The organism is Rheinheimera sp. UJ63 (genome assembly GCF_021568285.1).
Lineage (GTDB): Bacteria > Pseudomonadota > Gammaproteobacteria > Enterobacterales > Alteromonadaceae > Alishewanella > Alishewanella maricola.
In genome coordinates this window covers 44658-57464 of sequence record NZ_JAKGTQ010000008.1, presented here as the reverse complement: position 1 = coordinate 57464, position 12807 = coordinate 44658, and the positions used below count along the sequence as shown (strand labels likewise).

The following is a 12807-nucleotide window of genomic DNA, read 5'->3' as shown; positions in this document are numbered from 1 at the left end:
GCTAATTAAAGTACTGCGGGCAGTAGCAGACTACAAAGTGATAATGAATTTTACCGAGAATAAATAAAAAAGCTCGGATTTTAAGCCGCTTTGCCCGATAATAATTGCTATAAATACCAAGTTTACTGAAAAATGACCAGCTTTCCAGTGAAAAGACAGGTTTTTAGGGGGCATTTTGATTATTTTTCGTTATCTGATTGGTGAAGTTTTTCGCTCTCAGTTAGCTGTCTTTCTAATTTTGACCACCATCATTATTAGCCAACGTTTTGTGAAGATTTTGGCTGATGCCTCTGAGGGTGAAATACCGGGCCAATTGGTCATGAGTATTGTTGCGCTGAAATTGCCGCAATTAGCCGTGATTATTCTGCCGTTGAGTGCCTTTTTAGGTATTTTAGTCGCTTATGGCCGCATTTATGCCGATAGTGAAATGACGGTGTTGCATGCTACCGGCGTCAGTGAATGGTATATCACTCGTCTCACTTTATTGTTATCGCTCGTGATGGCGCTGTTAGCCGGTGCGGTAACGCTGTATCTGAGCCCATGGGCTACAGAGCAAGAATATACCTTGCTGGAACGTGCTGAATCGGATGCGGGGCTTTTTTCGTTGGTGCCGGGGCGTTTTCAGCATACCTCAAATGAAAAAGCCGTGATTTTTGTGCAAGATGTCAGTCGTTCGGGTAATGAGCTATCTAAGGTGTTTGTGGCGCAAAGCAGTGATAATCCGGCGAACCCTGGCCATGCTATTGTTTATGCACAAAGCGGTGCAGTAAAAGAAGATCCGCAAACCGGCGCGCAGATGTTGCAGTTGCAACAAGGCCGACGCTATGCCGGTGATAGCCAAACTGCGGCCTACGAGATCACCGAGTTTGGCAGTTACCTGATGCAAATTCGTGAACAAGAAGTAGAACAGCGCCGCCGTAAATTAGGCAGTCTTAGCACCCCAGCGTTATTACAAGAAAATAACGCCGAAGCGGCTGCCGAATGGCATTGGCGCATTGCTATCCCATTGTCTATTCCGATCCTTACGCTCATTGCTGTGCCCTTAGCTCGAGTTAATCCACGCCAAGGCAAGTTTGGTCGTTTACTGCCAGCCTTATTACTTTATTTAGGCTATTACGCCTTGATGATTATTGCGCGCTCGGCGATTGAAGATGGCAAGATTCCCGCAGAGTGGGGTATGTGGTGGTTACATCTACTTGGGCTGACAGTGGGTACCGTGTTAATTTTACGAAATCGCTCCAGTGCTCAGCGGGTTCGAGCATGGCTAGCAGGACGTTAAGATGCTGAAAATTCTCGATCTCTATATTGGCCGCACTATTTTAATGACCAGTGTGCTTACGCTTACTGTGTTAATTGGTCTGTCATCCATGTTTCGTTTTATCGATCAAATGCGCTCTATTGGTCGCGGTTATTACGATATGGTGCATGCCGCCTTGTTTACCTTGTACAGCGTACCGGGTGATGTGGTGATTTTCTTTCCAATGGCAGCACTGATTGGCGGGTTAATTGGCCTGGGCATGTTGGCCAGTAACAGCGAATTAGTGGTGATGCAGGCGGCGGGTTTATCGCGTTTAAATATTATCAGTTCGGTGATGAAGTCAGCGGTATTGATGGTGTTAGTGATGATGGCTATTGCAGAATGGGGCGCGCCGGTCAGTGATCGTGCGGCACGAGAGCTGCGCATAAAAGCGATTTCTGACGGTAACTTATTTGCGGCCCGCCAAGGCGTTTGGGCGAAAGATGGCGATAGTTTTGTTAATATCAAAGAAGTCGATGATGTTGGTAACTTACAAGAATTAACCATTTACCAATTTGACGAAAACCTGGCTTTGCAGCAAAAAATCACGGCAATCAGTGCGGTATACATCGAGGATGCTTGGCGTTTACAGCAGGTTACCGCGTTAAATTTTACGCCTGAGCAAATTATTCGCGTTGAAGCAGAAAGCCAACGTTGGCGTTCCACCCTTACCCCTGAAAAACTCGGCGTGGTAACGGTTAAGCCTGAAATGCTATCGCTGCAAGGTTTAATGGAGTATGTCGATTATTTGCAGCAAAATGGCCAAGACGCCAGCCGTTACCAATTAGCCTATTGGCGTAAGGTACTGCAGCCGGTTACGGTGGGGGCTATGTTGTTATTGGCTTTATCGTTTATATTTGGTCCGCTACGTAGCGTTACCATGGCCGCGCGGGTGTTATTGGGGATCTTAACGGGCTTTGGCTTTTACATGAGTAATGAAGTGTTCGGGCCTTTAGCGCTCGTCTATCAACTACCGCCCTTAGCCGGTGCAGCGATACCCAGTTTATTGTTTATCGGGATCTCGCTGTACTTTATGCGCCAAAAAGTTTAACGCGCTGTGTCGTGCAGATTCAGCGCTTTGCTTTGCTCTTTGGTTAATACGATCATTTGTGTGCCCGTAAACTGATCTTGCAGAGCCAAACCTTTACCCCAACGTAACCATAACCAAATATTTCCTAAGCCGCCTAGCGATAACAAGGCACGACTTAACGCTTGTAGCAGCGATAAAGGTGCGCCAGCATCTGTTACCAATAACATGCGCCAAGCGCGCATGCCTAAGGTTTGCCCCGCTTTAGACCAAAAGTACACATAAAAGCCTAATATGATGGCAACAAAATAGCCAAGGTAGACCCAGCGACGCCAACTACTATTTAAATAATCGGCAATGTCAGCATAGCCTTCAATCGACACAACGGCACCCCATACCAGCAGTTGCACCAACAACATGGCGACCCCTGCTGCCAGCATTACCAACGCGCATAAGATTAAAACATCATAAATAATCGCAGAGAGACGACGGGCAAAGCCCGCTCTTGGCGCATTAGCGTACATATCGGGTTTCCTTTTAAACTGAAGTCGCAAGTTTAGCATGACACTGAAAGCAAGCTAAAGACGAGCGTTTATTTAGTCGGTCGCTTTTTAGCGAGTGTGCACAGATGAACGGCTTTTTACCGAGCCTTGCGCTGACAAGATCGCATTAGCCGCCAGTGGCACTTAAGTGTATGTTGGCTTGCAATCATTAGGATGCTTAGTCACTCGGTTACAATCTTGCTGTAAAAATAAGCAAATGCATCAGGCTTATACAATAAACCGCATAAAGCACTTGCACAGTCAGCCGCGCATCGTATAATGCGAGAACTTTAATTTAAAGCCTTGTACAGGTTAGTTAACTTTACCGTTAGGCTTTTAAATTAGATTTTTAAACTCTTGAAACGTCTACAGTTCAAAAGTTTTGAAAACAGTAGCCAAGCTGCATACTGTTTGCAAGTCCTCTCAATGCCTGGGTGGCGAAATCGGTAGACGCAGCGGATTCAAAATCCGCCGGGGGAAACTCCGTGTCGGTTCGAGTCCGACCCTAGGCACCAAATTGAAAGAAACCGCCTTTATCGGCGGTTTTTTGTTTTAAGCGCTTCGCTTTAAATCTTTTTTACAGAAAGCAAAAAGCCCTGATAAGTCAGGGCTTTTTCTATTCTTTAGTTAGTTCAAGCCACGTTTTGGGCTTTTAATAGCTCGTTTTGAACTTGGCTAGTGCTGTTGCCAATGCTGATTTTACGCGGCTTTAACGCTTCGGGTACTTCGCGTACTAGCTCGATATGCAGCAGGCCATGCGCCATGTGGGCGCCGGTTACCTTAATGTAATCGGATAATTGAAATTTACGCTCAAAGTTACGCTCGGCGATGCCTTGGTGCACAAAGCGACGGCCTTCTTCTTTACCGGCTTTTTGCCCTTTAACCAGTAACGTATTATGTTCGGTCTCAATACTCATTTCTTGCTCGTCGAAGCCTGCTACCGCCATCGTGATGCGGTACTGATCTTCGCCGGTAATTTCAATATTGTAAGGTGGGTAGGCAGGTTGTTTTTCATTACGCGCTGCGGCATCCATTAAATTTGCTAAGTGATCAAAGCCAATAAATGAACGGTAAAATGGTGCTAAGTCAATGTTTGTCATAACCAATTCCTCTTCAGCAAACAGGTAGTTTTTTTGCCCTTCAATTGAACGGGCGTTAGGGTTAACAGCACAGCGGCTGTCGGTTTCATTCAAGGTGCCGTATCCGGCCACCTTGCTAAATAAATAAGGTCACGGTTGGTTTTTTCAAGCATAAAGTTAAACATTTTTGGTTGGCAGTAATTATGAAAGCGGTTTGGGAACGTGCTGCTGTAGTATTAAAGCCGAATGATTAAGTCGCAGTGTAAAATGCCGTTTAAAGTTAATTCTTAGCTAGAGGTGTAGTGAAACTGCTGCTAGCCTTAGCCAAGCTGTTTAATCTTGAGGATCTACCATGCTGCTTCGAATGCTACTTTTAGCCTTGTTAACGCCGGCGGTTTTGGCACAAACGACACCACTGCCCCAAAGGCCTGTGTTGATGCTACAACCACAATTGGCTGAGATTATTGCTGAAGATGCCACTTTAGAAATATTGGCCGAAGGCTTTAGCTGGTCAGAAGGGCCGATTGCCGAGCCGGGTAGTGGCGATATTGTGTTTTCTGATGTGCCTGAAAATAAAGTGTACCGTTGGAATGAACACGCCGGCTTAACATTGTTTTTGCAGCCATCGGGTTACACCGGTTTACATCCCGAGAATAACCGGCAGCAGGGGGCTAATGGTCTGATTTTTAATGCGGATAAGCAGCTTGTTATCGCGCAGCATGGTGATCGCCGTTTAGCGCTATTTACTGGGATGCAAGAGGGCGTGCCGCAATATCAAACACTGGCGATGCGTTACAACGATAAGTTATTTAGCAGCCCGAATGATGTCGTACAACACAGTAGCGGAGCCTACTATTTTACTGACCCGCCATACGGTTTAGCCGGTGGTGACGCTTCGCCAGACAAACAGCAACCTGTAAATGGTGTTTATCGGTTGGCACCCGATGGCACAGTGACGTTATTGGTTACGCAATTAACTCGGCCGAATGGCTTAGCGTTTTCCGCAGATGGTAAATGGTTGTACGTAGCCAACTCTGATCGCGCTGCCGCACAGTGGTGGCGTTATCTATTACAAGCCGATGGCAGTGTGGCTGAAGGTGAGCTATTCCTGGATGCCACCGCACAGGCGCAGCAACAGCGCGGCTTACCCGATGGTTTGAAAGTATTACCATCAGGTGTGTTATTGGCCACGGGGCCGGGTGGTGTTTGGGTGATTTCACCTGATGGCGCACATTTAGGTACTATTCAAACCGGTGTCGCCTCTGCTAATGTGGCATTAAGTGCCGATAACCGCTGGTTATATATTACTGCCACCCATTATTTACTCCGTATTGCACTAAAACCGCAGTAGACGGAACACAAAAAAATCGATTTTGGCTAACCTTTAAAAGTTCAGCCATTAAAGAGTAGCGTTGTGATAACCCTTGGAACTTTAAATGAATAACCTTTCAACTAAACAGTGGCTTTGGATCTTGCTGGTGGTGGTGCCGCTGACGTTTTATGTTGTTGAGTTTTTTATCGACGATCAGCCCTTTGGCATACTGTCTTTTTTACGCTGTATAGCGTCTTCCATTCTAGGGGTGCTGCTGGCGTATTTTATATTTACGAAAGCACTAATTAAGCTGCAGACTATCCGCGGTTATCGGTTTATTGCATTGTTTATTATTGTGTTGTTATTAGTCGGTCTGGCATCACTGATTAATATCACTGGCCTTAATCACTTAGGTATTTTAATGAGTAAGGTCTTTGTGCTTTCATTTAACTCTTCGGCGATTGTGTTGGTATTAGGCCATAAGAGGCAAGCAGAGCATTAATAGTTGAGGCCTGAACTGCCTTTGTTAACACTTAGGTAATCATTATTTTGGTTATTTATTATTTTTGCGGTTGGTTATTAATGATGATGATTCATATTTGAGCTTCAACTCTGAAACAATGGATATTAAACAATTTTAGTCATAGCTAGGTAAGAGGCTGTTTTAGTGGCGATTCAGGTAGAAAATATTTCAAAACGGTTTGGAAACCAAACAGTGCTAACTAATCTTTCTGTTGAAATACCATTACACAAGATCCGGCTAGCTGGTAAAAATGGTTCAGGTAAAACCACTTTTCTTAAGTTACTTGCTAGGTTTGAAAAGCCAGATCAAGGCGTCATTCTTTATCCTCATGGTGTAAATCGAATCGGTCTTTTGTCAGACTGCATTTATTATCCAGAGATGTTAACCCTAGAACAAATCAGTCATTTATATTTACAAGAATCAGTCATTCAGGCTGACGTGTTTGAACACTATATGAAAGTGTTGTCTTTACAGCCCTACCAAAAAACTCAAGCTGGTAAGTTATCCACTGGTACAAGGCAAAAACTCCGTGTTGCAGTTGCCTTAAGCTCTACTCATGACATGTTGTTGTTAGATGAGCCTCTAAATGGCTTAGATGATGAAACGGCTGATCTTGTGATACAAGCCTTGTTTGAAGATAACAGGCCTATGCTGATCGTTGATCATGAGCAGCGTTTTACAGTTCATATACAAGATGAGTTACGTATTGAGTCTGGGTTAAGCAGTTTAACGAGATAGAGCGTGGTCTTTTTAGTGAGCATAGAGCGAATAATAGCGTTTTTTATCGTGTATTAATTGGCCTCGGCGCACTAATATCGCCAGTCGTACTTTTACTTATTCCTTTACCTGGTTATTGGGCCTTGTCATTACCCATTCTGGATAGCCGCTTTGTATTGGCATTGGTTTTGTTCATTGTGCTGGTACTTGGACTTCTTAAACTGCATGCTGCTGTGGTGCACCAGCGTTATTTTTGCTGGGCAATGGATACCTTCGGCGTTTGGCAGTTTCAACATTTATACTGTAAAAGCCAGCTTAAATTCTGCACTCCTGTGTTTATTTTGTTGGTGTCCGGGTTTGTGCATGCTCCCTTCTCAACTAATACTGTGCTGCGGTGCGTGTTGTTACTGGTGCTTTTGAGCACATTTATAGTTTTACTAAGCGTTAGGCATTTACAGGGCAAAACTAACTTTAGCATTGTAATATTGCAGTTACCCATCGATTTAAAATTTGTTTATTTGTCTTTAACTCGAATTGCGTTGCGGCTGACTGTTTGTTGCTGTGTAAGCTTAACTATGACCATGTTATTACTAGGCAGTCAAAATTTGCTGTTTGATATGGGTGCTCTGGTGATTGGTTATATAATGCTTGTGCCATTAATCATAGCTTGCACACATTTCATCTGGCACGAATTTAAGGTTTATACCCTGTTTTTTCAAAGTGTGTCTATACAGTACTATCAGCATCAAAAATTCATTTTTATAACCACGATAAGCCTAGTGTGGCTGAGCTTTTTGTTGCCGGCATTATTCTTTTTGGGTTAAGAAATTTAAGCCATAGCTAGCATTAATAGTTGCTGCATGGCAGTTGTTCATATTGAACGTACTCGTTAGTGTAAGGATTACTCCCCCATAAACGTTGATTGTTAGCTAAACTGAATAACGTAGTGAGGCAGTGGAGTTCAACATGACATTTATCAACGACTTGTTTAACGGTAGCTTTATGCCGCACGGTCATTGTTTGCTCTGGCGTACAGATTTACTGATTTTGCATGTCGGCGGCGACTTGATGACCTTTGTGGCTTATATGCTGATCCCTTTGGCATTGCTTCGGTTAGTTAAAATGCGTGATGACTTAAAGTTTAGTTGGATCGTGTTGATGTTTGCTTGTTTTATATTTTTTTGCGGTGCAACCCATTTTTTGGGCGTCGTTAATGTTTGGCATGGTTACTACTATATTCACGGCATTGTGAAATCATTAACGGGCATTATCTCTATTGCAACGGCCATTATGCTGTGGCATTTATTGCCTTATGCGATAGCGATGCCGAGTAAGCGCAATCTCGAAGAGAAAATTGTTGCTTTAACCCTTGCTGAAAAAAAATTAGCACAAGCCAATCAGCATTTAGAGTCAGAAGTAGCAAAGCGTACCGCGCAATTAGAAAAGCTGGCTACCACGGATGAGCTGACAGGGTTAGCGAATCGTCGAGAAATCATGCGCATCCTTGATATTGAGTTATTACGTTGCCTGCGGCAAAAGTCATCACTATGTATCATGATGCTCGATCTTGATCATTTTAAAGCTATTAATGATGATCATGGCCATCAAACGGGTGATCAAACACTGAAATTCGCGGCTGAATGCTTTAAACAGCAGATCAGAAAAATAGATTTTATTGGCCGAATTGGTGGCGAGGAGTTTTTGATTATTTTGCCTGATACCGCCATTGACCCTGCGGTTGAACTGGCTGAACGGATCCGGTTGGCACTTAATCAGCAATCGACTAAACAGGCTTTGCCTAATTGTACTGTTAGTATTGGTGTTACTGACTGCCAAATGACGGATACGCCGCAAAGTTTATTACAACGCGCTGACGACATGATGTACCAAGCTAAAACAAATGGTCGAGATCAGGTTTGTTTTAGTTAAGCAGCCTTAGGGTTAGCATCGCAGAAGGTGTTATGCCGCGATGGATGTTTTTAAGGCCACTGTTTCAGCAGTTGTTGATACTTGTCAGACGCCATCAGTTTGGTAAGCTCTTGATCAAATTGCAGCTGTAACTGTTTGTCTTTAATAATCGCACCATAGGATTTTGCTACAAAGATAGGATGGATCGAGAATTGCTCTTGCGGGTAATATTGCTTGAAAATGTGTGTTAATAAACGGCGCTCGCCAATCACCACATCTGTGCGGTTATTTACCAGTAATCTTAATTGTAATTCCCGATCAGCGACCTCTAAATAATTTGTGTCTTGAATAACATGACTTAACTGATCAGCCAGCACCGCATGAGCGAATTGGTAAGTAACAATTCTTTTTCCTTTTAAATCATCGGTATGTTTGATTTTTTGCTGCTCTGATTGAAGAGAAACGACTACATCTTGAAAAGGTAAATAAGGCTGCGTTTGAAAACCGCTATTCGATTCAAAAGCAGCTGGGCTGGCCACATCAAATTTGCCCTCGTTAAAGTCTTTAATCAGCCGGCTATAACCTAATAAGTGAAATTCTGTGGCGTAGCCCATTTGCTGGAATACATGCCGTAATATCTCAACATCAATGCCGGTGACTTCTTGCCCTGCAGGCTGAAAGGCCCATGGCGGGCCAATATTGACGGCCACTTTCAGTGTTTTCTGAGCCGAAAAGCAGGGCCAAGCTAACAGTAAAAAGCAGATCAGGACAATGCGCATATTGTGTACCGCTAAGTTACGGATGGTCATTTACACCATCTTATTATTTTTCTGCATTGGAGTGTAGTGGATAAATAGTGTTATACCAGCAGAGAACGGCATAAAACCGTGCTCCTTGCTGCGTGGTAGATTGCGGCAGTTGCATGACATCAGTCAGTAATCTCACCAATTATGTTCCTAATTTTCCTTTTTAATCATATACAAGACGGCGTAAAAACCTTTATGGTAGAGGCTTGAATGATTGAAAGGATGGCGTTGATGGAAAAGTTTTTTGCAGCTTGTGGGCTGGTCTTTTTATTATTGCTCAGTGGTTGTCAACCAGCCACTGAGCAGCAGAGTTTAGCCGATTATAGTCAGCGGCTTGATGCTGAACCGGGTTTGTTTACGCTTTATCGTGATAATGAGGCGGGTAAGGTCTATTTGCAGGTGCCGGCGAGTGATCAGCAATATCTTTATTATTCCAGCTTGCCACAGGGGTTAGGTTCAAATGATATCGGTTTAGATCGCGGGCAATTGATGGAGTTAGGCGCACGCTTGGTCAGTTTTGAAGATGCTGGCGACAAAATGTTATTACGCCAGCACAATACGCAATTTCGTGCCGAATCGAACAATCCTTTAGAGCAACGTTCAGTCGATGAGGCTTTTGCCAGTGCCATTATTGGCAGTTTTAGCGTAGTGGCGCGTGATGCCACAAGCGTGCTGATCGATGCGACCGATTTCGTGGTCAGCGATAGCCATGGCGTAGCACGTATTTTGAAAGCGCGCGGGCAAGGCGATTTTACGCTAACGCCGAGCCATTCGGCGTTGTATTGGCCTCGGACGAAAAGCTTTGCAAGAAATACTGAGCTTGAAGCGACCTTAACCTTTACTGGCGATAATCCGGGTAATTTTGTGCGCCAAGTGGCGCCTGATCCTTACCAAATTAGTGTGCGCGTGCATCACAGTTTTGTTGCGCTGCCTGAACCCGGCTTTATCCCGCGCACCTTTCATCCACAAAGCGGCTTTTGGTCTTTCGACTATGAAGATTACGCTGCCCCTATTGATCAACCTATTACCCAGCGTGTGATCCCACGCCACCGTTTAGCGAAAAAAGATCCCACGGCCAAGCTGAGCGAAGCTGTTGAGCCGATTGTGTATTATTTGGATGCAGGTACACCAGAGCCGATTCGTTCGGCACTATTAGATGGCGCGCGTTGGTGGAATGATGCTTTTACCGCGGCCGGATACAAAGATGCGTTTGTGGTAAAAATGATGCCTGAAGGCGCTGATGCCATGGATGTGCGTTATAACATGATCCAATGGGTACATCGGGCGACGCGCGGTTGGTCTTATGGCAGCAGTGTGATTGATCCACGTACCGGCGAGATTATTAAAGGGCATGTCACTTTAGGTTCGCTGCGGGTGCGACAAGATTATTTGTTGGCGCAAGGTATGACGTCACCGTTTACGGAGCCCGACATCGTGGCGTCTGAACTAACCGAGATGGCGTTAGCGCGTATTCGGCAATTATCGGCACACGAAATTGGCCATACGCTAGGCATTGCGCATAACTTTGCCGCCAGTAATCAAGACCGTGCCTCGGTGATGGATTACCCGCATCCGAAATTTACTTTAACGCCTGAGCAAAGCATCAATTTAAACGATGCTTATGCCACGGGTATTGGGGCTTGGGATAAACGGGTTGTGCAATACGGTTATGGTGATTTTGCGGATGACGCTGCTCGCTTAGCCTTTATTGCAGAATCGAATAATGCCGGTTTTGTGTTTATGTCTGATGCCGACAGTAATGGCATTAGCAAAGCACATGCATTTTCGAGTTTATGGGACGGTGGCGCCGATGCGGTTACCGAGTTAGAGCGTATTTTAGCGGTACGCCAACAGGGCTTGGCAAATTTTAGCCCCGCGACTCTGGCGTTTGAGCGCCCTTATTCTGATTTAGCGGAAATTCTAGTGCCGCTGTATTTTTCGCATCGCTACCAAACCGAAGCCGTCGGGAAATGGCTCGGCGGTTATCAATATAGTTATCAGGTTAAAACGGCGAATGTGGCGCCAGATTATCAACCGTTGTCGGGTGCTGAACAGCAACGCGCGTTAGCGGCATTATTGAAAACCTTAGAGCCAGCACAATTGGCGTTAAGTGCGCAGATCCAGGCATTAATTCCCCCTAAAGCCTATGGTTATCGCAGTAGTCGCGAGAGCCCACAAGGTTATACGGGGTTGATTTTTGACCCGCTATCTTTAGCCGAAGCGGCCGCCAATCAAAGCTTAGCCATTTTATTGGATGAGCAGCGTTTAGCTCGGCTGCAGTGGCAACAACAGTTTGATAACAAGGTGCCCAGTGTCAGTGCGGTTTTAGCGGCTACTTGGCAACAAATTCAGCAGCCGGTTGCAACCCAACCTTTGCTCAGTCGACGCATGCAAATCAGTTATTTGCAGCAGTTATTAGCGCTGGCTAAGTCAACAGAATTAGCGCCAGAACTGCGCGCAGAGTTATTGTTTCATCTGCAAGAGCTCAGCGAAAAGTTCGCTTTGGGTAATGATGCGCACCATTTGTTATTATTGAAAATGGCGGGGCAAGTGAGTAATGCGGCAGCGGATCTCAATAAGGTGAAAACCTTACAAGCGCCACCAGGCTCGCCAATTTAACGGTTATAACAGCAAGCCGGCAATCGTCAGATTGTCGGCGGTTAGCTTAACTGCTGGCTTTTTGATGGGCATATTTATTAATGTTGGCGAACGCCATCAAGATATCTTTGGCGTAGCTGATCCGCGGGTGTTTTAGTGCGCCCTTGCGCCAAACTAAATAGATAAAATTCTCAGGCCCTTCTGGCCCTAATTGCATCAACTCCCCTGCTGTTATCGCCTCTTTACACAAATAATCGGGTAAAACGCTATAACCAATACCGGCTTTTATAATGCCAGCTATGGCACGAATATCGGGGCAAATGGCGGCGATCGGTGACAAACAGCTGTCATTAAACACGGTTTTAAAATACGGCCGGATCAATGGCAGTGTCTCGTCGTAACTGACCACGGGATACAGTTTTAACTGTTCGCTACTTAAGGTTTGCTGGGCTAATTGCTGGCCATTAAAGCGGTTGGTCACTAAAATTAAACGCTCGCTATCAATAATTTGATAATCATACAAGGCAGGATCGGGAGTAGAAGCTGTGATCGCCAATTCCGCGGTACCTTCAGCCAATAACTGATAAATACGATCTTTATTACCCACGTGTACCACTAAATTCACTTCACCCGCTTGCAGTAAATTAGCAAACTGTGCACCGGCAATATAGCTAATATATTCAGCCGGCCCGGCAATGTTCAAGGTGCCATAAACGGCACTATTACGATTACGCACTGACGCTAGCTTTTGCTCGACGGCATCAAAGTGTCGTGCCACTTGCAGTGCTAAATCATGGGCCGCTACCGTGGGTTCAACACCGCGAGCTTTGCGCTCAAACAACGCAAAGCCCACCCAAGATTCGATACTTTGAATATGCGCGGTGGCTGCCGGTTGTGATAAGCCTAAATTGGCGGCGGCCTTGGTAATGGTGCCGCAGCGATACACTTCAACAAAGGTGCGTAACTGCACAAAATACGACATTTACTATCAGCCATCA

Annotated in this window: 12 protein-coding genes and 1 tRNA gene; 9 read left to right on the top strand and 4 right to left on the bottom strand. The window is 45.0% G+C overall.

Going from position 1 to position 12807, the window contains the following annotated elements:
• The first annotated feature begins 175 nt into the window (after window positions 1-175).
• Window positions 176-1279 (top strand): LPS export ABC transporter permease LptF, encoded by a 1104-nt coding sequence (gene lptF / locus L1N97_RS15800; protein ID WP_229587370.1) that lies wholly within the window; start codon window positions 176-178, stop codon window positions 1277-1279.
• A gap of 1 nt (window position 1280) precedes the next feature.
• Window positions 1281-2348, top strand: a complete 1068-nt coding sequence (gene lptG, locus L1N97_RS15795; RefSeq protein WP_229587372.1) for an LPS export ABC transporter permease LptG — start codon at window positions 1281-1283, stop codon at window positions 2346-2348.
• Here the strand turns inward: lptG and L1N97_RS15790 are convergent.
• A complete protein-coding gene (locus L1N97_RS15790; protein ID WP_236130463.1) occupies window positions 2345-2848 on the bottom strand; it encodes an RDD family protein in 504 nt (167 codons plus the stop codon). The two genes, lptG and L1N97_RS15790, sit on opposite strands and share 4 nt — an antisense overlap.
• A 446-nt stretch (window positions 2849-3294) precedes the next feature.
• Between L1N97_RS15790 and L1N97_RS15785 the strand changes: the two genes are divergently transcribed.
• Window positions 3295-3381, top strand: a tRNA-Leu gene (locus tag L1N97_RS15785).
• A 117-nt stretch (window positions 3382-3498) separates the two neighbouring features.
• Here L1N97_RS15785 and L1N97_RS15780 read toward each other — a convergent pair.
• Window positions 3499-3966 (bottom strand): Hsp20 family protein, encoded by a 468-nt coding sequence (locus L1N97_RS15780; protein ID WP_229587525.1) that lies wholly within the window; start codon window positions 3964-3966, stop codon window positions 3499-3501.
• 331 nt (window positions 3967-4297) lie between these two features.
• On the opposite strand from L1N97_RS15780, the gene L1N97_RS15775 reads away from it, so the two are divergent.
• From L1N97_RS15775 to L1N97_RS15755, 5 genes are all read left to right on the top strand, one after another.
• On the top strand, window positions 4298-5296 hold the full coding sequence (locus L1N97_RS15775; protein WP_229587376.1) for an SMP-30/gluconolactonase/LRE family protein: 999 nt from the start codon (window positions 4298-4300) through the stop codon (window positions 5294-5296).
• 85 nt (window positions 5297-5381) lie between these two features.
• Entirely contained in the window at window positions 5382-5759 is a 378-nt protein-coding gene (locus L1N97_RS15770; RefSeq protein ID WP_236130462.1) for a hypothetical protein, read from the top strand.
• A 165-nt stretch (window positions 5760-5924) separates the two neighbouring features.
• Window positions 5925-6518, top strand: a complete 594-nt coding sequence (locus L1N97_RS15765) for an ATP-binding cassette domain-containing protein (protein ID WP_236130461.1) — start codon at window positions 5925-5927, stop codon at window positions 6516-6518.
• 122 nt (window positions 6519-6640) lie between these two features.
• Window positions 6641-7321 carry a hypothetical protein gene (locus L1N97_RS15760; protein ID WP_236130460.1) on the top strand — a complete coding sequence of 227 codons (681 nt, stop codon included), beginning with the start codon at window positions 6641-6643 and terminating at the stop codon, window positions 7319-7321.
• A gap of 142 nt (window positions 7322-7463) precedes the next feature.
• Entirely contained in the window at window positions 7464-8426 is a 963-nt protein-coding gene (locus L1N97_RS15755) for a GGDEF domain-containing protein (RefSeq protein ID WP_236130459.1), read from the top strand.
• A 50-nt stretch (window positions 8427-8476) separates the two neighbouring features.
• On the opposite strand, the gene L1N97_RS15750 is transcribed toward L1N97_RS15755, so the two are convergent.
• Entirely contained in the window at window positions 8477-9214 is a 738-nt protein-coding gene (locus L1N97_RS15750; protein ID WP_236130458.1) for a substrate-binding periplasmic protein, read from the bottom strand.
• Between the two features lie 228 nt (window positions 9215-9442).
• Between L1N97_RS15750 and L1N97_RS15745 the strand changes: the two genes are divergently transcribed.
• A complete protein-coding gene (locus L1N97_RS15745; protein WP_236130457.1) occupies window positions 9443-11830 on the top strand; it encodes a zinc-dependent metalloprotease in 2388 nt (795 codons plus the stop codon).
• 46 nt (window positions 11831-11876) lie between these two features.
• On the opposite strand, the gene L1N97_RS15740 is transcribed toward L1N97_RS15745, so the two are convergent.
• Window positions 11877-12791, bottom strand: a complete 915-nt coding sequence (locus tag L1N97_RS15740) for a LysR family transcriptional regulator (RefSeq protein WP_229587396.1) — start codon at window positions 12789-12791, stop codon at window positions 11877-11879.
• Between the last annotated feature and the right edge of the window lie 16 nt (window positions 12792-12807).

Bases quoted from the DNA above. Each gene is read 5' to 3' on its own strand.
- lptG (WP_229587372.1), top strand. From the start codon at position 1,281: ATGCTGAAAATTCTCGATCTCTATATTGGCCGCACTATTTTAATGACC.
- L1N97_RS15790 (WP_236130463.1), bottom strand. From the start codon at position 2,848: ATGTACGCTAATGCGCCAAGAGCGGGCTTTGCCCGTCGTCTCTCTGCG.
- L1N97_RS15780 (WP_229587525.1), bottom strand. From the start codon at position 3,966: ATGACAAACATTGACTTAGCACCATTTTACCGTTCATTTATTGGCTTT.
- L1N97_RS15775 (WP_229587376.1), top strand. From the start codon at position 4,298: ATGCTGCTTCGAATGCTACTTTTAGCCTTGTTAACGCCGGCGGTTTTG.
- L1N97_RS15770 (WP_236130462.1), top strand. From the start codon at position 5,382: ATGAATAACCTTTCAACTAAACAGTGGCTTTGGATCTTGCTGGTGGTG.
- L1N97_RS15755 (WP_236130459.1), top strand. From the start codon at position 7,464: ATGACATTTATCAACGACTTGTTTAACGGTAGCTTTATGCCGCACGGT.
- L1N97_RS15750 (WP_236130458.1), bottom strand. From the start codon at position 9,214: ATGACCATCCGTAACTTAGCGGTACACAATATGCGCATTGTCCTGATC.
- L1N97_RS15745 (WP_236130457.1), top strand. From the start codon at position 9,443: ATGGAAAAGTTTTTTGCAGCTTGTGGGCTGGTCTTTTTATTATTGCTC.
- L1N97_RS15740 (WP_229587396.1), bottom strand. From the start codon at position 12,791: ATGTCGTATTTTGTGCAGTTACGCACCTTTGTTGAAGTGTATCGCTGC.